Origin of the sequence: Pseudomonas sp. 31-12 (assembly GCF_003151075.1) — a bacterium.
Classification (GTDB): Bacteria; Pseudomonadota; Gammaproteobacteria; order Pseudomonadales; family Pseudomonadaceae; genus Aquipseudomonas.
The window spans coordinates 3,409,487-3,435,577 of the sequence record NZ_CP029482.1 but is presented as its reverse complement, the minus strand read 5'-3'; the positions used below and the strand labels follow the sequence as shown (position 1 = coordinate 3,435,577).

Sequence of the window (26,091 nt, the reverse complement as noted above, 5' to 3'; positions counted from 1 at the left end):
AACCACAGCGGGCCACCCTCTTTTCCAGGAAAGCGCCATGACTCTGACAGGCCAGATGCTGATTGGTCAGCACGCCATTACCGGCACTCGCGAAGCGATCCGGGCGATCAATCCCGCCACCGACAAACCGCTCGAACCGGCCTATCCCGGTGGTACCCACGAGCATGTCGAACAAGCCTGCGCTCTGGCGAGTTCAGCCTTCGACAGCTATCGCGAAACATCACTGGCTGCACGCGCGCAGTTCCTCGAAGCGATTGCCGATGAAATCGAAGCCGTGGGCGATGAGCTGATCGAGCGGGCTGTCGCCGAGACAGGCCTGCCGCGCCCGCGTATCCAGGGTGAGCGTGGCCGCACCTGCCAGCAACTGCGCACCTTTGCCCGCACCGTGCGGGCCGGCGAATGGCTGGATGTTCGGGTCGACACAGCGCTGCCTGAACGCCAACCCCTGCCGCGCCCGGACCTGCGTCAGCGGCAGGTGCCGCTGGGGCCGGTGGCCGTGTTCGGCGCGAGCAATTTTCCGCTGGCGTTCTCGGTCGCTGGCGGTGACACCGCGTCGGCATTGGCCGCCGGTTGTCCGGTGATCGTCAAGGCCCATGGCGCGCACCCCGGCACCAGCGAACTGGTGGGCCGCGCGGTGACCCGGGCCGTGGCGAAATGTGCGCTGCACGAAGGTGTGTTTTCGCTGCTGTTCGGTTCCGGCCGCGAAGTCGGAATCGCCCTGGTCACCGATTCGCGTATCAAGGCTGTGGGTTTCACCGGTTCGCGCAGTGGCGGCATCGCGTTGTGCCAGGCGGCCCAGGCACGTCCCGAACCCATTCCGGTGTACGCGGAAATGAGCTCGATAAACCCGGTGTTGCTGTTCCCGACTGCCCTGGAATCCCGCGCCGAAGCGTTGGCCCAAGGGTTTGTCGCCTCCCTGACCCAAGGCGCTGGACAGTTCTGCACCAACCCCGGCCTGGTGATTGCCCGTCTAGGTCCGGCCCTTGATCGTTTCATCAACGCGGCGGCGGACCTCGTCCGGCGCAGCCCCGCGCAGACCATGCTCACGCCCGGGATCTTCAAAGCTTATGAGGCAGGCGTCGGTTCGATGCTTCAACGTGTCGAGGCGTCCGCCAACGGCCTTGAGGGTGAAACGCCGAACCAGTGCCAGGCCCATCTGTTCGTCACTCAGGCACAGGATTTCCTTGCCGACACGATGTTGCAGGCAGAAATGTTCGGTGCTGCATCGCTGATCGTGCAATGTGCCGACGACCACGAAATTCATCAGGTCATCGAACACCTTGAAGGTCAGTTGACCGCCACCCTGCACCTGGATGACGCCGATCTGCCAAGCGCCCAAGCGTTATTGCCTGCACTGGAACGCAAGGCCGGTCGCCTGCTGGTCAATGGCTGGCCAACCGGTGTCGAGGTGTGCGACGCCATGGTCCACGGCGGTCCCTTCCCGGCTACTTCCGACTCGCGCACGACCTCGGTCGGCACGGCGGCCATTCTGCGGTTCCTGCGGCCAGTCTGCTATCAGGATTTCCCGGATTCCCTGTTGCCTGCCGCGCTCAAGCACAGCAATCCGTTGCAGTTGCGTCGCCTGCTCGATGGCCAGAGGGAAACCCAGGAAAATGTCTGACTCCCCCGCTGCAAACAACCCGCACGACAACGCGGATGTCGCCGTGGTCGGCGCCGGCATCATCGGCGTCGCCTGCGCCCTGCGACTGGCACGCCAGGGTCTGCGGGTGGTGGTCATCGACCAGCAGGACCCCGGCCGGGGAGCCTCGTTCGGCAATGCCGGGCATCTGGCGACCGAACAGGTGTTTCCAATCGCCGACCTGTCCATCCTCAAGCGCCTGCCCGGCATGCTCATGGACCCGATGGGCCCGCTGCGCCTGGACTGGAAATACCTGCCGCGCGCCCTGCCCTGGTTCACGCGCCTGTTGCTGAATCTGCGCCCGGCTCCCTTCCAGCGGACCGTGGCCGGTATCCGTGCGCTCAATGAAAGCAGTCTTGGCGCCTGGCACCGTCTGCTGGGGGACATTGCCCGCCCCGATCTGCTGCGTGAGGACGGTTCGTTGCTGGTGTTCGAGCGCGCCGACTCGCGTCAGGCGATCGAAGCGCTAGAGGCACGGATGCGTCATCAACAGGTGCCGGTCGACTTTTGGGACGCCAACGCCGTACGCGAGGCCGCGCCACAACTCAGCGAGCTGATTCAGGGCGGGCTGTTCTTTCCGCGCACCGGGCATTTTCTCGACCCTTACCGGGTGGTTTGCGAACTGGTCCATGCCGCCAAGGCCGGCGGCGTGCATTTCCTCAAGCAGCAGGTTCTGGGCGCAAACCTGCAGGAGAACGGCGTCTCGCTCATCACCGACCAGGGCCGATTAACCGCCCGCCAGACCTTGATTGCCTGCGGCGCGCACTCCGCGAAGCTGACGGCAGCGCTGACCGGTAAAAAGGTGCCGCTGGATACCGAGCGCGGCTATCACCTGATGTTGCCCCATGAACACGGACGGCTGCCGTTCGCCGTCACCTCGCTGGAGCGCAAGTTCATCATGACCCCGATGGCCGATGGACTGCGATTGGCCGGCACCGTCGAGTTCGCCGGCCTTGACCGGCCTGCGGTGATGGAACGCGCCTGGCAGTTGCACCGGCTGAGTGACGGCCTGTTCAAGCGCGACTTGAGCGCTGAGGCGGCGACACCATGGATGGGGTTTCGCCCGTCCTTGCCGGACTCCCTTCCGATCATCGACCGGGTGTGCGACGGCAAGGTGCTGCTCGCCTTCGGTCACCAGCACCTGGGCCTGACGCAGGCCGCGGTCACTGCCGAACTCATCGCGCAACTGGCTTCGCCGGCGACCGCTGCCGATGGGTTACCAGCCATTGATCCGTACCGTCTGGATCGATTCTGAGGCACACCCGCCGCCGGGCGGGTGTGGCAAGTTTTGAGCACTGACTTACACTGCGTACACCCACGGCAATCCGGGCATCAAGCAATGATCTGGGTGAAGCCAACATGAAAACGGTCACGGCCCTTTTCACCTGTCTGCTCGCTGCCAGCGTGTGCGCGGCGGTGAGCACCTGCGCCAATGCAGCCCCCCCTCCCGGCATCGATTGTGCCCAGGCAAAGGCCTCCGTCGAAAAGCTGATCTGTCGTGATCCGCAACTGATGCAGATGGACAATGAACTGACGCGCCTTTATCGCCTCGCGCTCACGGATCAACGCTCAGTGCCGCCCCCGGACAGCATCATCATCGACCAGCAGTTCTGGATCGCGGCCCGCAACGAGTGTGCCTCGGGACCGGAGCAAAAAGGCTGCGTCATCCGCAGTTATGCCGAACGTGCGCACCAGCTGCGCCAAGGCTCGGCCATTGTCCGGACCAAGGACCCGGACCGACTCACCGAAGGCCCCCTCGCGTATCGTTGTGCGGGGTTCAACGCGTTGATTGCCGCCACCTTCTTCAGCACACAACCGGGTGTCGTGTACCTGAAATGGGCCAACACCGCGATCACCCTGAACCAGGTACCGAGCGAATCAGGCACCCGCTATACCGGCAAGGATTACCAGGGCAACTACAGTTTCTGGCAGGACGGCGGCGTGGTGCTTTTCCAGAAACCAGGCTCACGGGAAATGAGTTGTACCGTCGAGCCGGTCGGCTGATGGCCTTGGCGCAAGACCACCCACCGTTTCAGTGCCCGCGAATGTAATGCTCCAGCTGCCGAATCAGATCGGCCTGCTCGACGATGGCTTCCTTGACCAGATCGCCAATCGACAACAGGCCGATCAGTTCACCGTCGTCCACCACCGGCAAATGACGCAGATGGCTGTCGGTCATGACTTCCATGCAGCGCTCGATGCTCTGCTGACTCGGCGCCGTCACCACCGGCGCGCTCATGATGTCACGCACCGGCGTGCCCACCGAAGAACGTCCCTGCAACACGACCTTGCGGGCGTAATCGCGCTCGCTGATCACCCCGACCACCTGGCCTTTCTCGATGACGGGAAGTGCCCCGACGTTCTTTTCGGCCATGAGCTTCAATGCGTCCAGCACCATTTCGTCAGGCGCGATGCTATGCACCTGACGGTTTTGCACGACCTTGAGTTTGAGCAGCTGTGCGGCTGTTTTCATACTTGCCTCCAATGCCGTTAATGACCGTCAAACCACCCCGACTTCCACCACCCCGCCGTTCAACCGCACTGGCCAGACCCGCAAACGCTGTTGCGGGTACTCCAGGCAACTGCCGTCCTCAAGCCGGAAATGCTGTTTGTAGATCGGCGACGCAACCACCAGATCGCCCTTGATGCTGCCGACCAGGCCGCGGCCGATGACATTCGCCCCGGATTGCGGGTCATGGTTGTCGATGGCGAAAAGGGTCTTGCCCTCAGCGCCGGGCAGGTAGAACAGCGCCACTTGCGCGCCGTCAAGCCACACGACCACGCCGGAGTTGCTGACCAGGTCCTGTTGTTCGCACACGGTTTGCCAAGCGTCGGCGGTTTCCAGGGAAGCGATGCGGCGGGTAGTGGGCTGGCTCATCAGGCAATCTCCTCGGTGACAGGGATAAGGTTGAGTTCGGCGGCCATGATCGGGCGCCGCTGGCCGCGTTCCTGGACAAAGTGGATGTCCGGGTCCGGGCGTTTATCGTTAACGAAGGTACGGAAACGCTTGAGTTTTTCCGGGTCCTTGAGGGCGTTGGCCCACTCGCATTCATAACGGTCGACCACCAACTGCATCTGCGATTCGAGTTCTTCACCCAGGCCAAGGCTGTCGTGGATGATCACGTCCTTGAGGAAATCGAGGCCGCCTTCCAGGCTTTCACGCCATACCGAAGTGCGCTGCAATTTGTCGGCGGTGCGGATGTAGAACATCAGGAAGCGGTCGATGTAGCGGATCAGGGTTTCATCGTCCAGGTCAGTGGCAAACAGCTCGGCGTGACGTGGGCGCATGCCGCCGTTGCCGGCGATGTAAAGGTTCCAGCCTTTCTCGGTGGCGATCACGCCGACGTCTTTGCTCTGGGCTTCGGCGCATTCACGGGTGCAACCGGACACCGCGAACTTGAGCTTGTGCGGCGAGCGCAGGCCTTTGTAGCGATCCTCGATGGTCAGCGCCATTTGCACGCTGTCCTGCACGCCGTAACGGCACCAGGTGCTGCCGACGCAGGACTTCACCGTGCGAGTCGATTTACCGTAGGCATGCCCGGTTTCGAAGCCCGCTTCAATCAGCTCGGCCCAGATGTCCGGCAACTCGTGCAACTGCGCGCCAAACAGGTCGATGCGCTGGCCGCCAGTGATTTTGGTGTAGAGGTCGTATTTCTTCGCCACCACGCCGATGGCGATCAGTTTGTCGGCGGTGATCTCGCCACCGGGGATGCGCGGCACCACCGAATAGGTGCCGTTTTTCTGCATGTTGGCCATGAAGGTGTCGTTGGTGTCCTGCAACGGCACGAGTGAGGCGTCCATGATCGGCTGGTTCCAGCACGACGCGAGGATCGAGCCCACCGCCGGCTTGCAGACGTCGCAACCGGTGTGGCCACGGCCATGCTTGGCCAGCAGTTCTTCGAAGGTGATCACGCCTTCAACCCGTACCAGCGCGTAAAGCTCCTGGCGAGTGTAGGCAAAGTGTTCGCACAGGCTCTTGTCGACGCTGACGCCACGGGCGATCAGCTCATGCTCGAACACTTGCTTGAGCAACCCGGCACAACCGCCGCAACCGGTGCAGGCCTTGGTTTGCGACTTGAGCAGGCCGAGGTCGGTGCAGCCACCGTCGATGGCCGAGCAGATGGAACCCTTGGTGACGTTGTGGCACGAGCACACCGTGGCCGACTCGGGCAATGCGCCCGGGCCCAGGGTTGGCGCGCCTTCGGACGACGGCAGAATCAGGCTCGCAGGTTCCGCCGGCAGTGCGATCGCGTTCTGCATGTATTGCAGCAGCGTGTCGTAATAGCTGTTGTCACCAACCAGCACCGCGCCGAGCACGTGTTTGCCGGTCGCATCGACCACCAGGCGGCGATAGCTGGCGGTGGTTTCGTCGATGAACTGATAACTGCGCGAGCCCGGCGTGCTGCCGTGCGCATCGCCGATGGAGCCGACGTCGACGCCCAGCAGCTTGAGCTTGGTCGACATGTCCGCGCCCATGAACGGCTCGGCGGCTTCGTTGCACAACAGTGCAGCAACACCGCGGGCCATCTGGTAACCCGGGGCGACCAGGCCAAAGATGCTGCCGTTCCACGCGGCGCACTCGCCGATCGCGTAGATGTGCGGATCGCTGGTCAGGCATTGGTTGTCAATCACCACACCGCCACGCGGGCCGACTTCCAGCGAGCACTGGCGGGCCAAGGTGTCTTGGGCGCGGATACCGGCGGAAAACACGATCAGGTCGGTTTCAAGGAATTCGTCATTGGCGAAATTCATCCGATAGCGGTATTCCTCGCCGGCGCTGATCGATTGAGTGCCGCGTGACAGGTGCACACCGACGCCGAGGCGTTCGATCTGTGCCTTGAGCGCACGGCCGCCCTGCTCGTCCAGCTGCACCGGCATCAGGCGCGGGGCGAATTCCACCACGTGGGCTTCCAGGCCCAGGCTTTTCAGGGCGTTGGCGGCTTCCAGCCCGAGCAAGCCACCGCCGACGACCACGCCGCGTCGGGCATTGGACGCAGCGGCACGGATCGCATCGAGGTCTTCAAGGGTGCGGTACACCAGGCGCGAATCGCCCTCGGCGCCTTCGATCGGCGGCACAAACGGATAGGACCCGGTGGCCAGGACCAATTTGTCGTAAGCGACGCAGCCTTGGGCGGTGACCAGCTGGCGTCGGGCGCGGTCGATTTCCAGGACCGGCACACCCAAATGCAAGGTGACACCCGGAGTCTGGTACAGCGAAGCTTCACCCAAGGCGAGCGATTCGGCATCACGGCCGGTGAAGTATTCGGAAAGGTGCACCCGGTCGTAGGCACGCATCGGCTCCTCGCTGAAGACGTGCAGCCGATAGTGATCAAGCGCCCCGCGCTCGATCAGCTGTTCGACACAATGGTGTCCGACCATGCCGTTACCGATCACGATCAGCGTTTGCAGCTTGTTCAACGCGGCCACATTGGAATTCATAAGAAGCACCCGGCTAAGCCCATCACGGTTCAAAAAGCAAAAAAAAACGCCTGAAACCTTGCGGTTCCAGGCGTCTTTGCCTGTTCTTTTGCGGTGTTGAAACCAGACGTCTATGCCTGACCCACCGATGTTGCCCACGAATCGATCGTCGTTGACCGAGGGGGCTGCCCACTCGACTGCGTTTACGGTGGGCCTGATCGATGTAATGCAGCGATTGTGCCAAGCGCTGAATATCAGTGTTTTAAGGCTTGCGCCGGGGTTTGTCAGGGATCGGTTCTGCCGTTTCTGCCTTGGCGTAGTGCATGACGCACCACGAAAGCTTTATAAAAGTGCATTACAGATACCAGCGATACTCCCGGGCACTGATCTCCTGCATGAACGCCAGATGATCCTGGCGCTTGTTCTCGCAATACACGTCGACGAACTCCGCCCCCAGCCCTTCGCGCAACTGCGGTTGATGCTGCATGGCGCGCACCGCTTCGAGCATCTCCAGCGGAAAGTCGACCCCGCTGCTGCGGTCTTCGTTAAGCGGCAGGATCGGTTCGTTGCCCGCTTCCAGGCCATGTTCGAGTCCCACCAGAATCGCCGCCAGCACCAGATACGGGTTGGCATCGGCACCCGACAGGCGATGTTCGATGCGCAGGTTTTTCGCATCGGATTCCGGAATGCGCAGGCACGCATCACGATCCTCGAAGCCCCAGCTCGCCCGCGTGGCGATGTTAGTCGTGCCGCCCAGACGACGAAAAGCATTCTGGTTCGGTGCGAAGATCGGCATGCAATGCGGCAGCAGTTCCAGGCATCCCGCCACGGCATGACGCAGTGATTGCTGCTGATTCGCCGCGAGAATGTTATTGCCGGCGGCGTCATAAAGGCTGACGTGTACATGCATGCCGCTGCCCGGGTGCTGCAAGTAAGGCTTGGCCATGAAGCTGGCGCGGTAGCCGTGTTTCAGGGCCACGCCACGGGTGCTGCGACAAAACAACGCCGCCCAGTCCGCCGCACGCAAACCATCGTCGAGATGGCCGAAATTGATTTCGAACTGGCCCGGGCCGAGTTCGGCGGTGATCACCGTGGTGTCGATGCCTTGCGCCTGCGACGTCTCGACCATGTCATCAAGCACCGGCGCAAAGCGCGACAGGCGCTCGATGTGCATGTTCGGTTGATCGTCGGCATCGTCGGTCAGGTCATCCCGGGGAAACTGCGGCAGCCCGTCGCGCAGCTTTTTATCGAACAGATAGAACTCGAGTTCGAATGCCACCACCGGATGAATGCCCTTGCCGGCGAGCCGGTCCAACACCTGCGCCAGCACCTGGCGCGGTTCGAACACGATCGGTTGCTCGGTGCCGTCCGAGGTGATCAGCATTTGCCCCAGCGGTTGCGCTTCCCAGCTCACCGGTTTGAGTGTGCCCGGCACCAGGCGGCGCAGCGCATCCGGGTCGCCGTCGTTAAAGCAGTAGTCGCCAATCTTGAACAATCCACCTTGTACACCCAGCAGCACGCAGTTTTGCGGCAGCTTCAGCGCGCTGCCGGCCGCGACCTTTTCCAGCATTTCAACGGGATAGCGCTTGCCGTAGAAGTGCCCCGGAATGTCCAGGGAAATCAGGTCGACATAACGTACATCAGGGTGGCGTTGGCGAAAGGCGCGCACCTCGGCCAGCAGATCAGCGTCCATCATGGTTGGTCCTATTGTGGTTGTCAGGTGTAGACCCAGAGCACTCGCGTGAGCTGCTCGGTGAGGTTGCCGTAGCGGCAACGGGTATGGCTGTCGAACTGAAAGCTGTCGCCGGCCTGCAAGGTGACGGCCTCGTCATCGCCCAGCCACAGCGTCAACTCGCCTTCGAGCACGTAACCGCCCTGCTCCGAGCTGTCACTCAAGTGCCGCTCGCCACTGCTGGCGCCGGCTTCGAGGTGACTTTCGAGCATGGAAAATGACGCCCGCATCTTCGGCGACACCAGAATGTCGGTGATGCCATTGGCGTAATACAGCGTACGGCGTTCATCCGGCCGGGTGACCCACGGCAGTTCCTTGGGTTTGGGCAGGCTGTAGAAGTAAGTGGTCGGCACGCCCAGGGTTTCGCTGATCGCCGTCAGGTCGGCCACGGTGGGCCGTGACAGGCCGCGTTCGACCTGTGACAGAAAGCCGACGGAACGACCGATCTGGTCGGCCAAGTCCTTCAAGGTGTATTTCTTGTGCTTGCGCAGGTCGTGAATAAGGATCGCCAGCGCAGCGATTTCTTCTTGCTTGTTCATGCCCGGAATTCCGCCAAGTGATTCATCAGATGCTGTCGCGCAGTCGATACCACGCCTTGCCGATGGCTTCCAGCGGCGCGGCCAGGTATTTACCGCCGGGGAAGCTGGGGTTACTCAAGCCCTGATACAACGCCAGTTCATCGCTCTGGCCGAGAATCGCGTCGGACACGGCGCGGGCGGCGGCCAGCGTCGGCAGTACGCCATGCCCGGAGTAACCCTGAAGCCAGTAGCGATCACCCCAACGGCCAATGTCCGGCGTGCGTTTAAGCGTCAGGTCGATATGCCCGCCCCAGGCGAATTCCAGCTCGACGCCTTTGAGCTGCGGGAAAACCCGTTCCAGAAATGGCCGGGTCGCACCGGCAATGTCCTTGGGCATGCCGCCCAGGTAAGTGCAGCCGCCGCCGAACAGCAAGCGGTTGTCCGGCGTACGACGGAAATAGTCGAGAACGAACTGGTTGTCGGTGACGCAGACATTGCTCGGCAACAGCGCCGTGGCCTGCTCGGCTGTCAGCGGTGCGGTGGCGACTTGGTAAGTCCCTACCGGCAACACGCAACTGGCGAGTTGCGGGTCGAGCCGATCAAGATAGGCATTGCAGGCCAGCACCAGCACATCCGCGCGAATGGACCCGAGCTCGGTGTGCACCCGGAACTGACCGCCCTCCTCTCGGTAACTCAACGCCTGGCTTTGTTCATGGATACGCCCGCCCGCATGTTCGATGGCGGTGGCCAGGCCGAGGGCCAGTTTCAACGGATTAAGATGCCCCCCCTCGGGGTCATAGAGTCCGGCCTGATAACGCTCGCTGGCCACCCATTCCGGCAGTTGCTCACGATGGATGAACTGCAAGCCATCGTGGCCCCACTTGTGACTGGCTTCGCGCTGCCACTCGGTGAGCAGACCGACCCGACGGGGCATCACCGATGTCCACAAATGGCCGGCGCGATAATCACAGTCGAAGCCATGACGCGCCGGCAATTCACGCAACTCTTTCGCAGCCCAGCGCATGCCGTCCCACAACCGTCGCGCGCGTTCGTAGCCCAGCGCCGCTTCCAGGGGCGGCATGTCGCACGACCAGCCGAGAATCGCCTGCCCGCCATTGCGCCCCGATGCGGCCCACGCCACGCGGCTGGCTTCCAGCAGCGTCACGCGTTTGCCGGCCAAGGCCAGGCGCAGCGCAGTGTGCAAACCGCTGAAGCCGGCGCCGATGATCACCACCTCAGTGGTTTGCTCGCCGCAAAGCGCTGGCCGGGTGGTCAGGCGATCGGCGCAACTGTGGGCGTAATAGCTGGCGACATGCTGCGTGGACTGCTGAAACATACAAGCCTCATGAAATTATCTTTTTATAATTTCATGAAAAACTACAGCATAATTTTCATTCGGACAACTCAGGTGTGCGGCGATTTATGCCACGGATAGCCTTTCGTGCTGAGTTGGAAGGCGTAATCGAAAAGGCGCTTCATGTATTCGCCATCGAATTTCTGGTTGCGCGGACAGATAAAATCGCCGCCGATGTACGCCAGATTGAAGTCCGCGCCATCCTGTTGGGCAATCCGGTAGATGTGATTGAGGTCGCTGATGCCCTGGGTCTGGATCAAGGTGCTGATGGCCCGGCCGCCGATGCTCAAGGTCCGGCGCTTGGTGCCGGCCCACTGCGGCTCCAGTTTGCCGTTGCGAATGACGTAGAAATGCCGGGCCCGGCGGATACGCGCGCCGGCCACGCTGTTCAGCGCCATTACGGTGCCCGGCGGGTAAAGGAACACTTGGGTGAGGACGCCTCCGTCGACGTGCATTTCCTGAAACTGTTGCCCGTCGACCTCCACATCGATCATGACCGGTGAAACGGCGCCGGGAATGCTCATCGAGGCGATCATGATGTTGCGAAACAGGTGCAGCGCGCCCGGTGCTCCGCTGGAAGCAATCGCACCCATGTTCCAGGTGACGGGCCGTCCGGCATCGAGGTCGGTGGTGCCGATCATCAGCAGCCGTCCCTTGGCGTATTGCGCGGCGATGGCCGCCAGCACGTCGGCGGTGATGTACTTGGCAATGAGGCGCGCCAGCGGCTTGCTGTCTGCGATGCCGTCGCTGGCCAGGCGGGTCAGCACACTTCGCGCATGGAAAACATCTTTCGGACCGATTGCGCTGCAGATTCCCAGAATGATGTTGTCGTACTCAGGCCCCAGGTAAGCGAACGGTGCGACCAGGGCGCCCGCGCTGATACCAGTGACGACTTTGAAAGGCGGTCGGCTCCCATGCAAGCTCCAGCCGGCGATGATGCCCGCCGCAAAGGTGCCGGCGTCGCCGCCCCCCGAAATGGCCAGGTAGTAAGCCAGTGGCAGCGCGTCGGGGGGCAACTCTGTGTCGGCGAGCGCCTCGACCTCGCGATCATTGGCCAGGCTGGCATCCCGGATGAACGACGTCAGGTCCCGGTCCAGCCAGTAACGCGCATTCGGGATGCCCGGGATGACCGCTTGTTCCGTCAGTTCTTGCGGCACCGCGTCACGGCGTTGCAGGCAACCCTCACGCAACATGTTCATCGTTGAGGCGCTGGGCCTGGGCAGAAATGGTTTCACAACGCCTCCTCCGGTCCCTGCCATCGACAGAGCGCACTCGACTGACTTGGTGAAATCTGGCCTGCGCCATCATGCGCGTGCCCTGGAACCTATAACTACTTTTCAGTCAGGCGGCGGTCTCCTGAAGACCAACAGTTTGCCAGTGGCTCGCTGCACCACCTTGTCATTCTGATTGAGGGTTTCCATGAACATCGTCACCACGCCCCGGTCGGGTTTGGTGCTGGACGGGTCGATGGCCTGCACGGTGCATTGCAGGTGCAACAGGTCATCGGGGTAAGTCGGTGTCGGCCAGCTCAGTTCGATGCCTAACCCGATGATGCCGTCCGCCAACGGTACGCTGTCCACCAGCAGTTTCATGGTCAACGCAGCGGTGTTCCAGCCGCTGGCGGCCAGGCCACGGAACAGGCTCATCTCGGCGGCCTCAGGGTCGAGGTGAAACGGTTGTGGGTCGTACTCCTGAGCGAAAGCCAGCATTGAGGCGCGATGGACGCGCAGGCTGTCGCTTTCGAACTGCTGACCCAGGCTCAGGTCATCCAGGTAGAGCTTTTCCCAGGAATGTACGGTCATGATTCATTCCTCCGCGGTGCGTTATGAATAGCCGATTTCGCTCAGGTCGATGGCCACCAGCAACGCATCCTTGTTGGCCTGGCCGTCCCACCCGCGTCGGTAGGCACGCCGCTTGCCGGGCATGCGCAGCCCGTCAGCTTCGATGTAGTCAGACACATACTGGGCGGCCGGCATGGCGCCACTGACGTCGACGTTGTAGTCGTGTCGACGCAGCAAAAAGTCTGCGCCGAAGTAGAAATCCTGTACGGCGCAGTGGGTGGCGATGTGCTCGGGGAAGTGCACCCGCAAGCGGCGCCAGTGTTGTGATCCTTCTTGCCACGGCTCGATTTCTTCGGTCACCACACCGGGCAAGGCAAACAGGAAAGGCATGGTCAGGTAGGACCAGAGTGCATAGCCGTTGAAGTAGGCGCGATGCAGTGGGTCCCACGGGGTGTCTACGTCGTGATCGCGGAAGGATTCCCGGGGTGCCTGGCGCTCGGCGATCACCGTGCCGTCCGTGGTTTCGATGGCGATTCTGTCGGGTGTATAGGCGGTCCGTTTATCCGGGCCGCCGAAGGGCGTTACCGAGGCTTTCTGTTCATGCAGCCAAACGGTCATCTGGCGAGGGGCGCTGTCCTGGGTCAGCCCTTTCGCGCCCCAGAGCGAACCGCCGGTCACCAGCGTGGCGCGAACGGTATTGAAACTGTTCCAGCGCTCCAGACCGCCGTGGGCGATCAGCACCTGATCCAGCAGTTCATCTTCCTGCGCAGTCATAGTGGCGGCCCTCCAACCTCCGGCGGTTGATCCTGCACCCATTGCCAGAATAATTGATAGCCGACGGCAAGCACCACCGGGCCGATGAACAGCCCGATGATGCCGCTGGTAACCATGCCGCCCAAGGCGCCAATCAGCACCACCGGCATCGGCACATCGACACCGCGCCCCAACAGCAAAGGTTTGAGGACGTTGTCCACCAGGCCGGCGATGAACACATAGATGGCGAAAATAATGGTCGCGGTGTTGGCGCCTTCCGTGGCGAAGACAAAGGCAATCACTGGCAACGTAATCAGGCTCACTGGCAACTGCATGATGCCAAGCAGCAGCACCGCCAAGGCCAACAGGCCGGCACCGGGGATGCCCTTGAAGACAAAACCGAGCCCGACCAGCAGCATCTGGATAAAGGCGATACCCACCACGCCCAGTGCGACCGCACGGATGGTCGCGGTGCACAGTTCGGCGATTTTATGCCCCTTGACTGGACCGCTGAATCTTGACGCAATCTGAACGGCGGCGCGGCTGCCGCCTTCACCATGGGCCATGAAGATTCCGGCGATGATCAAGGCCACGATGAACATCAGGAAACCCATGCCGACGCCGGCCAGTTTGCCCAACAGGCCCAGGCTGACGTGTTTGATCTGCGGTATGTACTTCTCCGTCAGGTCAGGCAGATTGGTTGAGGCCTGTATCCATAGATCAGTGAGCGGCTGGCCGACCACCGGCCAACTGGCGACTGACGGGGCCGGTGGCGGAATATGAAAGCCGCCACTCTTGACGACTTCCATCGCCCGCTCGACCGAATCGGCAATCGAGGTGCCCAGCAGGTAGATCGGCACCATCAGGATAACAATTGCGATCAAAATGATCAGCGTCGCCACGTGCCCTGGTTTGTGGCTCCCCCTGAGTCGCTCTTGCAGCGGATAGAGGGTGATCGCCAGGATCAGCGACCACAGCATCAGGTCGCGGAACGGGCTGAATATCTCGAAACAAAAAAGCACCAGGACAGCGATTAACCCGGCACGAATCAGCACATCGAGCAGCGTGCGTGCGAGCGTTTTCTCGGAAAAGGGCGTGGGCTCCACGGATGCCTCCTTGCAGGTCACTGCAACGGTGGGGATGGTTAGCCCAGCATAGACGCTCAATACCCGGCGCGAGGTATCAACGCAGTTTCAACGGATCGACCAGCCCGGCGGCGATGGCCATGCCGACGAGGTCCGGCAAGGTATTGGCCTGCATGCGTTTCATCACCCGCGAGCGATACAGGTCGACGGTTTTTGCGCTGACGCCCAGTTGCTCGGCGATTTCCCGGGTGGTGTAACCCTGCACCAGCGGCAGCAAGACATCGCGCTCGCGGGGGGTCAGTGTCAGCAAGCGGGCCTGCAAGGCGTCATGGCCATGATTGCCCGAACGGTTGGCGGCGCAGTTGCTGAGCGCCTGCTGCACGCTGTCCAGCAACAATTGCTCGTTGTAGGGTTTCTCGATGAAGTCATGGGCGCCGGCCTTGAACGCGCGCACCACGATCGGCACATCGGCATGCCCGCTGACGAAAATGATCGGCAGGTTCAGCTCCCGAGCGCGCATTTCTTCCTGCACGTTCAAACCGCCCATGCCGGGCATGCGCACATCGAGCAGCACGCAGGCATCGAGCGTGGCATCGCAGGCACTGAGAAACTCCACGCCGCTGGTGAACGGCAAGGCCTTGAGCCCGACCGATTCCAGCAGCCAGACCGTTGAATCGAGCATGCCCTGGTCATCGTCGACCACATACACCACGTGCTCCGTCACACCTGCCATTGCATTATTCCTGTTGTTGTTTTGTTGGACCGGCCAGCGGCAAGCGGCAACACATCAGCAGGCCGACCGGTTGACGTCGGGCCTGCAATTCACCGCCGAAACCTTCAATGATGCTGCGGCTCATGGACAAGCCAAGGCCCAGGCCATCGGCCTTGCTGGTATAGAACGGGGTAAATATCTGCTCCAGTTCGGGTTCGCTGACGCCCGGCCCCTGGTCTTGCACACGGATTTCCACGGTGGCACCACCGCCCTGCTCCGCCGTCATCACGATCAGCGAGGGCTGCCCCGGATGTTGTTCGCGGTTGGCATCGATGGCGTTGCGCAACAAATTGAGCAGCACCTGCTCCAGCAACACCCGGTCGGCATAAACGGGCGGCAGATTATCCGGCAGTCGATCCTCGATTGTCACTTGGCAATTGCTCGCTTCCCAGGCACACAAACGCACGGCTTCGCGGGCGACGTCGGTAAAATTCAGCGCTTGCATGCGCCGCTGGCCCTTGCGCAGAAATGCCCGTAGACGCTTGATCACTTCCGAGGCATGGGTGGCGTGTTGGGTGATGCGTTGCAGCCCTTGGGCCACTCGTTCGGCAGCCTGCGGGTTGGAATCGAGCGTCTGCAAATAGCGCTGGCTGGCATTGGCGTAATTGACCACGGCGGCCAATGGCTGGTTGATTTCGTGGGCAATGCCCGAGGCCAGTTCGCCCAGCGTGACCAGCCGTGCGGTGTGCGCCAGTTCGTCTTGATGGCGGCGCTGCTGCACCTCGCGCAGTTCGCGCTCGGTCATGTCCCGGGCGACCAAGGAGTAATAACGCTCGCCGCCGGCCGAACGGTGCGCCAGCAGCACCAGCGACACCGGCACTGACGTGCCGCCACCGGGGGGCTGCAGCCGCGCATCGGTGCTCCACACGCCGTCACGTTCGGCGCAGCTCCAGCCGTCACGTTGCAGGCGTGTCAGGTCAGCACTGGCGAACAACTGCGCCAGGGCCGGCATCGGTTGCTGCTCATCGATGCCGAGGATGCGCCGCGCCGCCGGGTTGAGGTAAGTCACTTGCCCCTCAGGGTCGATAAACAACACCGGATCGGTGTTGGCCTCGACCACTTCGGCCAGACGCCGCTTGTTCTCTTCGGCCTGCACCCGGGCGGTGATGTCCCGGGACACGCTGACCACTTCAACCACCGCGCCGGTGTAGGTTTCGCGAATCGCCCGGCTGGCGGTTTCGAACCACAGGTAATGCCCGGCACGGTGGCGAATGCGGTACGTCATCGTGTGATATCCGTCCTGCTCCAGCGCATCCCGGGCGCGCTGTACCAGATTGGCCAGGTCCTGGCCGTGGAACAGGCCCTGGGCCATTTGCCCGCGCAGCTCTTCGGGCCAGTAGCCGAGCAATGTCCAGGACGCTGGCGAAGCATCGAGAAAACGCCCGTCCGGGGTGTGGCGGGAAATCAGGTCGGTGGTGTTCTCGATGATCAGTCGATACAACCGGCGTGCCGTGGCGGCTTCGCGCTCGGCCAGCACTTGTACCGTGGCGTCGCGGCAACGGGCGAGCACGCGGTTGTCCTGGGGATCGGGGATAAATGTCCAGATCAGGATCTGCGCTTCGAACTGCGCTTCAACCCCTTCGATAGCGCGCTGTTGATCAAGGCAGGCGCGCACCAGCACCCGGTGATTGACCGGCAGAAAACCCAGCACCTCGGTCAGCGGCTTTTCCGCGAGCAACGCCAGCAGCGCCGCGTTGAACTCCAGCGGCCGGCCCTGTGCATCAAGCAACAGACTCGGTTGCGGATCGTGGCCTAACAGCGGCGACCCCCGCAGCATGCCGTTGACGCTGCTGAGCAAGGTGGTCAGCAAATCCTGGACCCAGCCCAGCCAGTCGAGGCTCACGCCGTCACAGACTTCCACTAGCAACAGCCCTGTCTGCCCCGCCTGCAAGGCCAGATCAAACACCTGGCCATGACTGATAGCGGCGCGGCGCAACCGCCCGGACAGCCAGCAATCGAGTTGCCGCACTTGGGTCAGGTCCAGGCGGCCGGTTTCGCCCAGCCGATCGAACAGCAGCTGATCGCTGGCTAGCGACGGATCGCCGAGGCCCGGCGGGAAATGCTGGGCGGCGCCCTCGTGGCTGTAAATCCGCGCATTGGGTTGCCAGCTCAGATAAACCGCCCGGCGTACCTCGGGACATTCCTGCAACGCTCGGCACAACGCATCCGCCCGGGCGGCCAGGGACACGCCCTCGCGTTGCAGGCGCAACCAGCTGTGCAATCGAACGGGAGTCAGGGTCATCACAGGTCCGCTTTGTCCGGGGGAGCCAAGAATATACCGGCGTTAGAGGTATCGCCGCATTCATTTGGAAGCCGAAGAATCAAATATAGTACTTCTACTATACTGCGTAGGTTGTACTTCCATATGTGTGGCAGATTGTTATATAAAGCAGACCGGACATAAAGGATGACCTCAGCGGCTACGCTGAACAGGCCATCCATAGAGCTAACAATCAGCCACCGAGTACCCGTCATGTCGATCTATGAACAAGGGCTAGGCCCTTCGGCTGTCAATCACATTGCTTTGTCTCCGCTCAGCTTCATCGAGCGCACAGCCAGCGTTTACCCTCACTACCCGGCCGTGATCCACGGTTCGATCCGTCGTACCTGGGCGCAGACCTACACCCGTTGCCGTCGTCTGGCCTCGGCGCTGGCCGGTCGCGGCATCGGCAAGAACGACACCGTGGCGGTGATGCTGCCCAACATCCCCGAGATGCTGGAAGTGCATTTCGGCGTGCCGATGATCGGTGCAGTGCTCAACCCGCTCAATGTGCGTCTGGATGCCGAAGCCATTGCCTTCATGCTGCAGCATGGTGAAGCCAAGGTGCTGATCACCGACCGCGAGTTCCATGATGTGATTCATGCCGCCATCGGCATGCTCGATCACCCGCCGCTGGTCATCGACGTCAATGACCCGGAATACGGTGAAGGCCAGGCCGTCAGCGACCTGGACTATGAAGCGCTGCTGGCCGAAGGCGATCCGGATTACGCCTGGCAGTGGCCGGCCGACGAGTGGCAAGCCATCTCGTTGAACTACACCTCCGGCACCACCGGCAACCCGAAAGGCGTGGTTTACCACCATCGCGGCGCGTACCTGAACTCGCTGGGCAACCAGATGACCTGGGCCATGGGCAACCATCCGGTGTACCTCTGGACCCTGCCGATGTTCCACTGCAACGGTTGGTGCTACCCGTGGATCATCACCGCAATGGCCGGCGTGCATGTGTTCCTGCGCCGCGTCGATCCGCAGAAAATCCTCACCCTGATCCGCGAGCATCAGATCACGCACCTGTGCGCTGCACCGATCGTGCTCAATGCCTTGGTCAACATGCCGGAATCGGCGAAAGCGGCCATCGATCACCCGGTCAACGCCATGGTTGCCGGCGCTGCACCACCGGCCAAAGTGATCGGCGCTGTCGAAGAGATGGGCATCAAGGTCACCCACGTCTACGGCCTGACCGAAACCTATGGCCCGGTAACGCTCTGCGCCTGGCATGCCGAATGGGATGAGTTGCCGCTGGAAGAACGAGCACAGATCAAATCCCGTCAGGGTGTGCGCTACCCGACGCTTGAAGGCGTGATGGTCGGCGACTCGAAGACCCTGGAACCGACCCCACGCGACGGTCAGACCATCGGTGAGATCTTCATGCGCGGCAACACTGTGATGAAGGGCTACCTGAAGAACCCGACCGCCACCGCCGAAGCGTTCGAAGGCGGCTGGTTCCACACCGGCGACCTGGCGGTGTGTCATCCCAACGGTTATGTCGAGATCAAGGACCGGCTCAAGGACATCATCATTTCCGGCGGCGAGAACATTTCCACCATCGAACTGGAAGGCGTGCTCTATCGCCATCCGGGCGTGATGGAAGCCGCCGTGGTCGCCCGTCCCGATGAAAAATGGGGCGAAACGCCTTGCGCCTTCGTCACCTTGAAGGCCGATCACCAGGACGTGCGCGAGGCCGACATCATCAGTTTCTGCCGCGAGCACCTGGCCGGTTTCAAAGTCCCGCGCACGGTGATTTTCACCCTGTTGCCGAAAACATCCACCGGCAAGATCCAGAAGTACGTCCTGCGCGACAGGGCTAAAGCGCTCTAACCCGAACCGACGTTGTCCCCACCCGGCGGCAGGTGCCTTACCTGCCGCTTCGGGCTCGTGTACGCCGAATTCAGCCCCGTTCAAACGCCTATAACAACACATGTGGAGCCACCCATGATCGACATCCATTCAACCGATACCCAACGTTGCGAACGCATTCGGACCAATCCGAAGTTCCTGCAATTGGTCAGCAGCCGTTCGCGCCTGGCTTGGTCGCTGAGCGCTGCGGTGCTGGGCACTTACTACGGGTTCATGCTGGTCGTGGCGTTTGCCCCGCAGTGGCTGCATGCGCCGCTCGCCGAACATCGGATGTTGACCCTGGGTATGCCAGTGGGCGCGGCAATCATCATTTTTTCCTGGCTGCTGACTGGCTGGTACGTCTACCGCGCCAACACCCGCTTCGATGCACTGGGCGCCGCCATTCTCGAGGAGAGCAAGTAATGAACCTGCTTCGTAAGCTCGTCCTCGCCGCTGCCGGCCTGTTGCCGGCCTCCCTCGTCCTCGCTGCCCCGGCCGTGGGCGTGGTGGAAAAACAACCGCTGAACCTGCATGCCATCGGCATGTTCTTCGTCTTCGTGCTGGGCACGCTGGCGATTACCTGGTGGGCTGCGCGGCAAACCAAATCCACGTCGGACTTCTACACCGCGGGCGGTGGCATCACCGGGTTCCAGAACGGTCTGGCGATTGCCGGTGACTACATGTCCGCCGCCACGCTGCTGGGGCTGTCCAGCCTGGTATTCGCCAAAGGCTACGACGGCTTCATCTATACCATCGGCTTCTTTGTCGGCTGGCCGATCATCACCTTCCTGATGGCCGAGCGTCTGCGCAACCTGGGCCGCTACACCTTCGCCGACATCGTGTCCTATCGCCTGGATCAGAACAAAGTGCGGATCTTCGCCGCGTTCGGTTCACTGACGGTGGTGTGCTGCTACCTGATCGTGCAGATGGTCGGTGCCGGTCAATTGATCAAATTGCTGTTTGGTCTCGATTACCCGGTTGCCGTGGTGATCGTTGGCGCATTGATGCTGGTCTACGTGATTTTCGGCGGCATGATCGCCACTACTTGGGTGCAGATCATCAAGGCTGTGTTGCTGCTCGCCGGCGGCACCACCCTCGCGGTGATGGCCATGTCGCAGTTCGGTTTCAGCTACGAAACCCTGGCCGACAAAGCCGTCCAGGCCCACGCTAGTGGCTGGAACATCATGGGCCCGGGCTCGATGCTCGCCGACCCGATCAACACCGCTTCGATGTCCCTGGGCCTGGTGTTCGGGATTGCCGGTCTGCCGCACATCCTGATGCGTTTCTTCACCGTGCCGAACGCCAAGGAAGCGCGTAAGTCGGTGTTCTACGCCACCGGTTTCATCGGCTTCTTCTTCCTCGTTGTGTGCACCCTGGGCTTTGCCGCGATGGTCATCATCGGCACCGACCCGCAGTACTACGTTAATGGTGAAGTCGGCGGTGCCTTGATCGGCGGCGGCAACATGGTTGCCATGCACCTGGCCAAAGCGGTCGGTGGCAACTTGTTCTTCGGTTTCCTCTCGGCGGTGGCCTTCGCCACCATTCTGGCGGTGGTGTCCGGGCTGGCCCTGGCCGGTGCCTCGGCAATTTCCCATGACCTCTACGCCACGGTGTTCAAAAAAGGCAAAGCCAGTCAGAAAGAGGAAATGCGTGTGACGCGCATGGCCACGGTTGGCCTGGGCATCATCGCGATTCTGCTGGGCATTCTGTTCGAGAAGATGAACGTTGCGTTCCTGGTGGGCCTGACCTTCGGCATCGCCGCGTCAACCAACTTCCCGGTGCTGATCATGGCCATGTACTGGAAAGGCCTGACCACCAAAGGCGCGATCATCGGCGGTTTCGCTGGCCTGATCTGCGCACTGGTGCTGGTGATCCTGTCGCCAGCCGTCTGGGTCACCGTACTCGGTCATGCCCAAGCGATTTTCCCGTACGACCACCCGGCACTGTTCTCCATGCCCCTGGCGTTCTTCGTGATCATCGTCGTCTCCAAACTCGACCGCAGCGTGCGGGCCGACAAGGAGCGTGATGCCTACGCCGACCAGTTCGTTCGCGCCCAGACCGGCCTCGGTGCCGCCAGCGCTTGCGCTCATTGATTGAAAGGGCACGGCCTGCCATTGCGGCGCCGTGCCCACCGCACACCTTTTGAGGTTCACGTTATGCCCGAATTCAACGCCCCGCTGCGCGACATGCGCTTTGTGCTGCATGAAGTGTTCGATGCCCCGGCCCTGTGGGCGCGCTTGCCGGCCTTGGCCGACAATGTCGACGCCGACACCGCTGACGCCATTCTTGAGGAAGCGGCGAAAGTCACCTCGCACCTGATTGCGCCGTTGAATCGCAGCGGCGACGAAGAAGGCGCCCAGTGGCTCGATGGCCAGGTCAGCACACCGATCGGCTTCAAACAGGCTTATGCCACCTTCATTGAAGGCGGCTGGGTGGGCCTTTCCGGCAACGCCGATTTCGGCGGCATGGGCATGCCGAAAATGCTCGCCGTGCAGTTCGAAGAAATGCTTTACGGCGCCAACTCAAGTTTCGCCCTGTATTCGGCATTGAGTTCCGGTGCCTGCCTGGCACTGGATGCCCACGCCAGCGAGAGCCTGAAAAAAATCTACCTGCCGCCGATGTACGAAGGTCGCTGGGCCGGCTCGATGTGCCTGACCGAAGCCCACGCCGGCACCGACCTGGGGATCATCCGCACCCGCGCCGAACCTCAGGCTGACGGCAGCTTCAGCATCACCGGCAGCAAGATCTTCATCACCGGTGGTGATCAGGACCTGACCGAAAACATCGTTCATCTGGTGCTGGCCAAACTGCCGGATGCGCCTGCGGGGCCGAAAGGTATCTCGCTGTTCGTCGTGCCCAAGGTGCTGGTCAATGCCGACGGTTCACTCGGCGATGCCAACGCCGTGAGCTGCGGTTCGATCGAACACAAGATGGGCATCAAGGCCTCGGCCACCTGCGTGATGAACTTCGACGGCGCCAGCGGTTGGCTGGTCGGCGAGGTCAACAAAGGCCTGGCGGCGATGTTCACCATGATGAATTACGAGCGCCTGTCCATCGGCATTCAGGGCATTGGCTGCGCCGAAGCGTCCTATCAGAGCGCCGTGGCGTATGCCCGTGAACGTGTGCAGAGCCGCTCCCCGACCGGTGCGATTGCCCCGGACAAAGTGGCTGACCCGATCATCGTCCACCCGGATGTGCGGCGCATGCTGCTGAGCATGAAAGCCATGACCGAAGGTGGCCGTGCGTTTGCCAGTTATGTAGGACAGCAACTGGACCTGGCGAAGTTTTCCGATGACGCCAAGGAGCGCGACAGCGCCCAGACCCTGGTCGCGCTGCTGACGCCAGTGGCCAAAGCGTTCTTCACCGACACCGGTCTGGAAAGCTGCATCAACGGCCAGCAAGTCTTCGGCGGCCATGGCTACATCCGCGAATGGGGCCAGGAACAATTGGTCCGTGACGTGCGCATCGCGCAGATCTACGAAGGCACCAACGGTATTCAGGCGCTGGACCTGCTCGGCCGCAAAGTGTTGGCCGATAGCGGCTTCGCGCTGCGTCAATTCACCGGGGAGATCCGTCGTTTCGCCCATCAGCCCGACGCGCCCTACTCCGTGCAACTGTTCGATGCCGTGCAGCGTCTGGAAAACCTCAGCGACTGGCTGCAAGACCAGGCCGCGACCAATCGCAACGAAATCGGCGCGGCTTCGGTCGAGTATTTGCACCTGTTCGGTTACGTCGCCTACGCCTGGCTCTGGGCGCGCATGGCCCAGGTCGCGAAGAAAAAACTCAGCGACGACCCCAAGTTCTACGGCGCGAAGATCGCCACCGCCGATTTCTACATCCGCCGCCTGCTCCCGCGCACGTTGAGCCTGGAGCATTCCATTCTCGCCGGCAGCGCCTCGTTGTACGGCCTGAGCGCCGAACAGTTCTAACGATTGAACCGACGCGGCGCCACGCTCCTCTCGATTCGGCGTCCGCGTTTTTTTATTGATAAGCCCTCGCCTGCCTGGCGAGGGCCGCGGGACCTGTCTTTCCATAATAAAAACAAAGGGGCTTCACCATGGACCGCAACACCCGCACCCTCGCTACCCGACTGTTACTGGCTGGCGGCGTCATCAGCCTCTCGGCCCCCGCTGCTGCGGACTTTGTCAAAGACAGCAAGGCCAGCCTCGAACTGCGCAACTTCTATTTCAACCGTGACTATCGCCAGGACAACGCCGCCCAATCCAAACAAGAGGAATGGGCCCAGGGTTTTCTGCTGCGCTATGAGTCGGGCTTCACCGACGGTTTGATCGGCGTCGGTTTCGATGCGATTGGCCTGGTCGGCGTCAAACTCGATTCCAGCCCTGATCGCGCAGGCTCCGGCCTGCTCAAACGCCATCGCGACACGAGCAAAGGGGCGCAGGACGAGTACGGCGAACTGGGTGTGACCGCCAAACTGCGCGCCTCCAAAAGCACCCTGAAACTCGGCACACTGCTGCCGAAACTGCCAACGGTATTGGCCAACGATTCTCGGCTGTTGCCACAAACCTTCAAGGGCGGTCAGTTGACCTCGCTGGAGATTGAAGGCCTGACGGCGGATGCCGGGCGGCTGACCCAGGTCAATCAGCGTGACTCCTCGGACTACGAGGACATGGGTATCACCCGCACCGGCGCCAAAGGCATCACCACGCGGCATGTCGACAGTGACAGCTTCGATTTCGCCGCCCTCAACTACAAGTGGACCAGCAATCTCGCCACCGGCTACAGCTACGGCCACCTCGACAATTTCTACAGTCAGCACCTGGTGAACCTGACCTACGTGATGCCGGTGACCACGGGGCAGTCGTTGAAAACGGACCTGCGTTTTGCTCGCTCCACGGATGATGGCGGCAGCAATGTCGACAACAATGCGATTGGCGCGATGTTCACCTACAGCCTCGGCGGGCATGCGTTTGGCCTGGGTTATCAAGGCATGAGCGGCGACACCGGTTTTGCCTACGTCAACGGCACCGATGCGTTCCTGGTGAACTTCGTGCAGATCGGCGACTTCGCCAGCAAGGACGAAAAGTCCTGGCAGGCGCGTTATGACTACAACTTTGCGGCCATGGGCGTGCCGGGCCTCACCTTCATGACCCGCTATATCACCGGCGACAATATCGACCTGGGCGGCAATCGTCCGCAAGGCAAGGAGTGGGAACGTGATACCGACATTGGTTATGTCGTGCAGAGCGGCCCGCTGAAGAATGTCGGCGTGAAATGGCGGAATGCAACGGTGCGGTCGACCAACTTTGGCAGTGATCTGGATGAGAATCGCTTGATTGTCAGCTACACCCTGCCGATCTGGTAACGATTCAGGCTTCACAAGGGGGACTCGCTTGGCGGCGGGTTCCCTTTTTTTCTTCAGGTTTTTCGTCGTGTCGGCGGCCCTCATCGCGGGCAAGCCCGCTCCCACAGGGATCTTCAGTGTCCCCAGATCCCTGTGGGAGCGGGCTTGCCCGCGATGGCGGCCTCAGAAGCACCGAAGATATTGCTCCCGACCTACCCCATCCCGCGGCAGTGGCCATAGTAGGTTAAGATGCCTGCAAACCAGGCTCGCCACGAGACGCCCCGCATGCCAGATAACAGTCGGAACACGCCCCGTCTGATCAAGAAGTACCCCAATCGCCGACTGTATGACACCCACACCAGCAGTCATTTGACGCTGGCGGATGTGCGCCAATTGGTCGTCGATAAAGTTGCGTTTCAGGTGGTCGATGCCAAGAGCGGCGAAGACCTGACGCGCAGCATCCTGCTGCAAGTGATTCTGGAAGCCGAAAGCGGCGGAGAGCCGATCTTCACCAGCGAGATGCTGATGGGGATTATCCAGTTCTATGGTCCGTACCAAGGCGCGCTCGGCAGCTACCTGGACAAAAGCATCCAGACCGTTATCGACATTCAGTCGCAGACCGGCGCGCAGTCGTCCGAGGCCTGGAGCGACTTCATGCATCAACAGGCCCCGGTCATGCAGGACCTGATGCGTCAGTATGTCGACCAGTCCAAGGCCTTGTACCTCAATACCCAGAACCTGTTCGGCATGTTTGGCGCCAAGCCGGGCACCGATAACGGGACGAAAAAAAATGGCGATGGGGAATAAACCCATCGCCATTGCTTGTGCAACTGGCCTGATATGACTTACTTGTTACCGCTGGTAGTCTTGGCGCCCGCTTCCGGTGCTGCTTTGGTGGCGGCGGCAGTGGCCGCGTCAAAATTGCTCTGAGCCACATCGGAAGCCTGTTTCACGGCTTTCTGTGCACTTTCAAACGCGGTACTGGCATTCGCCAGGCCCGACTTGAAGGCCGCCACGACTGGCTCGGAACCGGCCGGTGCATTCTTGCTGATCGATTCAACGAACTCATTCACCTGCTGGGTGCCCGCCTCGACTTGACTCGCCGTCAGTTTGGCGATGTCCGACTGCGTGCCCACGATCAGCGCTTGAACCTGACGATTGAACTCGGCCAGACGTTCGCTCTGCGCGCTCGGCTGGGTGAACGACGCCTGCAAATCAGCAAAACCTTGTGGATCACGCACGGCCAACAGCTTGCGAACGCCTTCGAAGTGCTCTTCGGTGGAGTCACGCAGTGCCTTGAACTGCAACTGGCTCAGCTGTTCAACGCTGGCGAAGACTTTGCCGCTGATCTGCTGCAAAAGATCGAGGTTGGCTTTCTGAGCGGTTTGCAGTTTTTCCGAATTGAAAAAAGACATGCTTGAATCTCCTGGTACTTAAAGGCCCGGATGGACCTGAGGACGCGAAGCGATCCTGCCAGCCATCGCGTTAGGTTGAATATTGCAGCGCACAAAACAATTTGGCAACGGCTATTTTGTGCAGCGCACAATAAAGTTCGCTTCCTTGACCTACATTCCCTATACACTCGTGATAATCGAACGGCCGGCTTGGTTTCTAGTAGTC

At 61.5% G+C, this 26,091-nt stretch carries 22 protein-coding genes; 9 read left to right on the top strand and 13 right to left on the bottom strand.

The window, feature by feature from the left end; translation table 11 throughout:
• The first annotated feature begins 37 nt into the window (after positions 1 to 37).
• The 3 genes from DJ564_RS16075 (at position 38) to DJ564_RS16065 (ending at position 3,643) form a co-directional block, all read left to right on the top strand.
• Positions 38 to 1,621, top strand: a complete 1,584-nt coding sequence (locus tag DJ564_RS16075; protein ID WP_109631269.1) for an aldehyde dehydrogenase (NADP(+)) — start codon at positions 38 to 40, stop codon at positions 1,619 to 1,621.
• The gene (locus DJ564_RS16070) at positions 1,614 to 2,894 is read left to right on the top strand and encodes an FAD-binding oxidoreductase (RefSeq protein ID WP_109631266.1); all 1,281 of its coding nucleotides are present in this window, start codon (positions 1,614 to 1,616) and stop codon (positions 2,892 to 2,894) included. The genes DJ564_RS16075 and DJ564_RS16070 overlap by 8 nt, the downstream gene beginning before the upstream one ends.
• Before the next feature lie 104 nt (positions 2,895 to 2,998).
• Complete coding sequence (locus tag DJ564_RS16065; protein WP_109631263.1) at positions 2,999 to 3,643, top strand: MliC family protein; 645 nt, start codon at positions 2,999 to 3,001, stop codon at positions 3,641 to 3,643.
• A 28-nt stretch (positions 3,644 to 3,671) separates the two neighbouring features.
• Here DJ564_RS16065 and DJ564_RS16060 read toward each other — a convergent pair whose 3' ends face one another.
• The 12 genes from DJ564_RS16060 to DJ564_RS16005 form a co-directional block, all read right to left on the bottom strand.
• Entirely contained in the window at positions 3,672 to 4,112 is a 441-nt protein-coding gene (locus DJ564_RS16060) for a CBS domain-containing protein (RefSeq protein ID WP_109631260.1), read from the bottom strand.
• A 27-nt stretch (positions 4,113 to 4,139) separates the two neighbouring features.
• Positions 4,140 to 4,517, bottom strand: coding sequence for a nitrite reductase small subunit NirD (nirD, locus tag DJ564_RS16055; protein ID WP_109631257.1), 378 nt, complete (start codon positions 4,515 to 4,517; stop codon positions 4,140 to 4,142).
• Positions 4,517 to 7,078 (bottom strand): nitrite reductase large subunit NirB, encoded by a 2,562-nt coding sequence (gene nirB / locus DJ564_RS16050; RefSeq protein ID WP_109631255.1) that lies wholly within the window; start codon positions 7,076 to 7,078, stop codon positions 4,517 to 4,519. The genes nirD and nirB overlap by 1 nt, the downstream gene beginning before the upstream one ends.
• Positions 7,079 to 7,412: 334 nt before the next feature.
• Complete coding sequence (locus tag DJ564_RS16045) at positions 7,413 to 8,753, bottom strand: glutamine synthetase family protein (RefSeq protein ID WP_371921920.1); 1,341 nt, start codon at positions 8,751 to 8,753, stop codon at positions 7,413 to 7,415.
• Between the two features lie 20 nt (positions 8,754 to 8,773).
• The gene (locus tag DJ564_RS16040; protein ID WP_109631250.1) at positions 8,774 to 9,328 is read right to left on the bottom strand and encodes a helix-turn-helix domain-containing protein; all 555 of its coding nucleotides are present in this window, start codon (positions 9,326 to 9,328) and stop codon (positions 8,774 to 8,776) included.
• Positions 9,329 to 9,353: 25 nt separating this feature from the next.
• Complete coding sequence (locus DJ564_RS16035) at positions 9,354 to 10,643, bottom strand: FAD-binding oxidoreductase (protein WP_109631247.1); 1,290 nt, start codon at positions 10,641 to 10,643, stop codon at positions 9,354 to 9,356.
• Positions 10,644 to 10,711: 68 nt separating this feature from the next.
• Complete coding sequence (locus tag DJ564_RS16030) at positions 10,712 to 11,896, bottom strand: patatin-like phospholipase family protein (RefSeq protein ID WP_256597417.1); 1,185 nt, start codon at positions 11,894 to 11,896, stop codon at positions 10,712 to 10,714.
• A 102-nt stretch (positions 11,897 to 11,998) separates the two neighbouring features.
• Complete coding sequence (locus DJ564_RS16025) at positions 11,999 to 12,463, bottom strand: MaoC family dehydratase (RefSeq protein ID WP_109631242.1); 465 nt, start codon at positions 12,461 to 12,463, stop codon at positions 11,999 to 12,001.
• 21 nt (positions 12,464 to 12,484) lie between these two features.
• Positions 12,485 to 13,216, bottom strand: coding sequence for a hypothetical protein (locus DJ564_RS16020; RefSeq protein ID WP_109631239.1), 732 nt, complete (start codon positions 13,214 to 13,216; stop codon positions 12,485 to 12,487).
• Positions 13,213 to 14,301 (bottom strand): AI-2E family transporter, encoded by a 1,089-nt coding sequence (locus DJ564_RS16015; protein ID WP_109631236.1) that lies wholly within the window; start codon positions 14,299 to 14,301, stop codon positions 13,213 to 13,215. Before DJ564_RS16015 ends, DJ564_RS16020 begins: the two co-directional genes overlap by 4 nt.
• 76 nt (positions 14,302 to 14,377) lie before the next feature.
• A complete protein-coding gene (locus DJ564_RS16010) occupies positions 14,378 to 15,013 on the bottom strand; it encodes a response regulator transcription factor (protein WP_109631233.1) in 636 nt (211 codons plus the stop codon).
• Positions 15,014 to 15,017: 4 nt separating this feature from the next.
• Positions 15,018 to 17,294: a PAS domain S-box protein gene (locus DJ564_RS16005; RefSeq protein WP_109631229.1), complete on the bottom strand. Its 2,277-nt coding sequence runs from the start codon at positions 17,292 to 17,294 to the stop codon at positions 15,018 to 15,020.
• A 231-nt stretch (positions 17,295 to 17,525) separates the two neighbouring features.
• On the opposite strand from DJ564_RS16005, the gene DJ564_RS15995 reads away from it, so the two are divergent.
• The 6 genes from DJ564_RS15995 (at position 17,526) to phaR (ending at position 25,278) form a co-directional block, all read left to right on the top strand.
• Entirely contained in the window at positions 17,526 to 19,148 is a 1,623-nt protein-coding gene (locus DJ564_RS15995) for an acyl-CoA synthetase (RefSeq protein WP_109631224.1), read from the top strand.
• Positions 19,149 to 19,262: 114 nt separating this feature from the next.
• Entirely contained in the window at positions 19,263 to 19,589 is a 327-nt protein-coding gene (locus tag DJ564_RS15990) for a DUF485 domain-containing protein (RefSeq protein WP_109631221.1), read from the top strand.
• Positions 19,589 to 21,259: a cation acetate symporter gene (locus DJ564_RS15985; RefSeq protein WP_109631220.1), complete on the top strand. Its 1,671-nt coding sequence runs from the start codon at positions 19,589 to 19,591 to the stop codon at positions 21,257 to 21,259. Before DJ564_RS15990 ends, DJ564_RS15985 begins: the two co-directional genes overlap by 1 nt.
• Before the next feature lie 63 nt (positions 21,260 to 21,322).
• On the top strand, positions 21,323 to 23,095 hold the full coding sequence (locus DJ564_RS15980; protein ID WP_109631218.1) for an acyl-CoA dehydrogenase C-terminal domain-containing protein: 1,773 nt from the start codon (positions 21,323 to 21,325) through the stop codon (positions 23,093 to 23,095).
• A gap of 128 nt (positions 23,096 to 23,223) precedes the next feature.
• Positions 23,224 to 24,492 carry an OprD family porin gene (locus DJ564_RS15975; protein ID WP_109631215.1) on the top strand — a complete coding sequence of 423 codons (1,269 nt, stop codon included), beginning with the start codon at positions 23,224 to 23,226 and terminating at the stop codon, positions 24,490 to 24,492.
• A gap of 264 nt (positions 24,493 to 24,756) precedes the next feature.
• Entirely contained in the window at positions 24,757 to 25,278 is a 522-nt protein-coding gene (phaR, locus tag DJ564_RS15970; protein ID WP_109631213.1) for a polyhydroxyalkanoate synthesis repressor PhaR, read from the top strand.
• A 38-nt stretch (positions 25,279 to 25,316) separates the two neighbouring features.
• Here the strand turns inward: phaR and phaP are convergent, their stop codons facing one another.
• The gene (phaP, locus tag DJ564_RS15965; RefSeq protein ID WP_109631210.1) at positions 25,317 to 25,886 is read right to left on the bottom strand and encodes a TIGR01841 family phasin; all 570 of its coding nucleotides are present in this window, start codon (positions 25,884 to 25,886) and stop codon (positions 25,317 to 25,319) included.
• Between the last annotated feature and the right edge of the window lie 205 nt (positions 25,887 to 26,091).

Excerpts from the sequence above, each read along its gene's own strand:
- DJ564_RS16075 (WP_109631269.1), top strand. The coding sequence starts at position 38 with ATGACTCTGACAGGCCAGATGCTGATTGGTCAGCACGCCATTACCGGC.
- DJ564_RS16070 (WP_109631266.1), top strand. The coding sequence starts at position 1,614 with ATGTCTGACTCCCCCGCTGCAAACAACCCGCACGACAACGCGGATGTC.
- DJ564_RS16065 (WP_109631263.1), top strand. The coding sequence starts at position 2,999 with ATGAAAACGGTCACGGCCCTTTTCACCTGTCTGCTCGCTGCCAGCGTG.
- DJ564_RS16060 (WP_109631260.1), bottom strand. The coding sequence starts at position 4,112 with ATGAAAACAGCCGCACAGCTGCTCAAACTCAAGGTCGTGCAAAACCGT.
- nirD (WP_109631257.1), bottom strand. The coding sequence starts at position 4,517 with ATGAGCCAGCCCACTACCCGCCGCATCGCTTCCCTGGAAACCGCCGAC.
- nirB (WP_109631255.1), bottom strand. The coding sequence starts at position 7,078 with ATGAATTCCAATGTGGCCGCGTTGAACAAGCTGCAAACGCTGATCGTG.
- DJ564_RS16045 (WP_371921920.1), bottom strand. The coding sequence starts at position 8,753 with ATGATGGACGCTGATCTGCTGGCCGAGGTGCGCGCCTTTCGCCAACGC.
- DJ564_RS16040 (WP_109631250.1), bottom strand. The coding sequence starts at position 9,328 with ATGAACAAGCAAGAAGAAATCGCTGCGCTGGCGATCCTTATTCACGAC.
- DJ564_RS16035 (WP_109631247.1), bottom strand. The coding sequence starts at position 10,643 with ATGTTTCAGCAGTCCACGCAGCATGTCGCCAGCTATTACGCCCACAGT.
- DJ564_RS16025 (WP_109631242.1), bottom strand. The coding sequence starts at position 12,463 with ATGACCGTACATTCCTGGGAAAAGCTCTACCTGGATGACCTGAGCCTG.
- DJ564_RS16020 (WP_109631239.1), bottom strand. The coding sequence starts at position 13,216 with ATGACTGCGCAGGAAGATGAACTGCTGGATCAGGTGCTGATCGCCCAC.
- DJ564_RS16010 (WP_109631233.1), bottom strand. The coding sequence starts at position 15,013 with ATGGCAGGTGTGACGGAGCACGTGGTGTATGTGGTCGACGATGACCAG.
- DJ564_RS16005 (WP_109631229.1), bottom strand. The coding sequence starts at position 17,294 with ATGACCCTGACTCCCGTTCGATTGCACAGCTGGTTGCGCCTGCAACGC.
- DJ564_RS15995 (WP_109631224.1), top strand. The coding sequence starts at position 17,526 with ATGTCGATCTATGAACAAGGGCTAGGCCCTTCGGCTGTCAATCACATT.
- DJ564_RS15990 (WP_109631221.1), top strand. The coding sequence starts at position 19,263 with ATGATCGACATCCATTCAACCGATACCCAACGTTGCGAACGCATTCGG.
- DJ564_RS15985 (WP_109631220.1), top strand. The coding sequence starts at position 19,589 with ATGAACCTGCTTCGTAAGCTCGTCCTCGCCGCTGCCGGCCTGTTGCCG.
- DJ564_RS15980 (WP_109631218.1), top strand. The coding sequence starts at position 21,323 with ATGCCCGAATTCAACGCCCCGCTGCGCGACATGCGCTTTGTGCTGCAT.
- DJ564_RS15975 (WP_109631215.1), top strand. The coding sequence starts at position 23,224 with ATGGACCGCAACACCCGCACCCTCGCTACCCGACTGTTACTGGCTGGC.
- phaR (WP_109631213.1), top strand. The coding sequence starts at position 24,757 with ATGCCAGATAACAGTCGGAACACGCCCCGTCTGATCAAGAAGTACCCC.
- phaP (WP_109631210.1), bottom strand. The coding sequence starts at position 25,886 with ATGTCTTTTTTCAATTCGGAAAAACTGCAAACCGCTCAGAAAGCCAAC.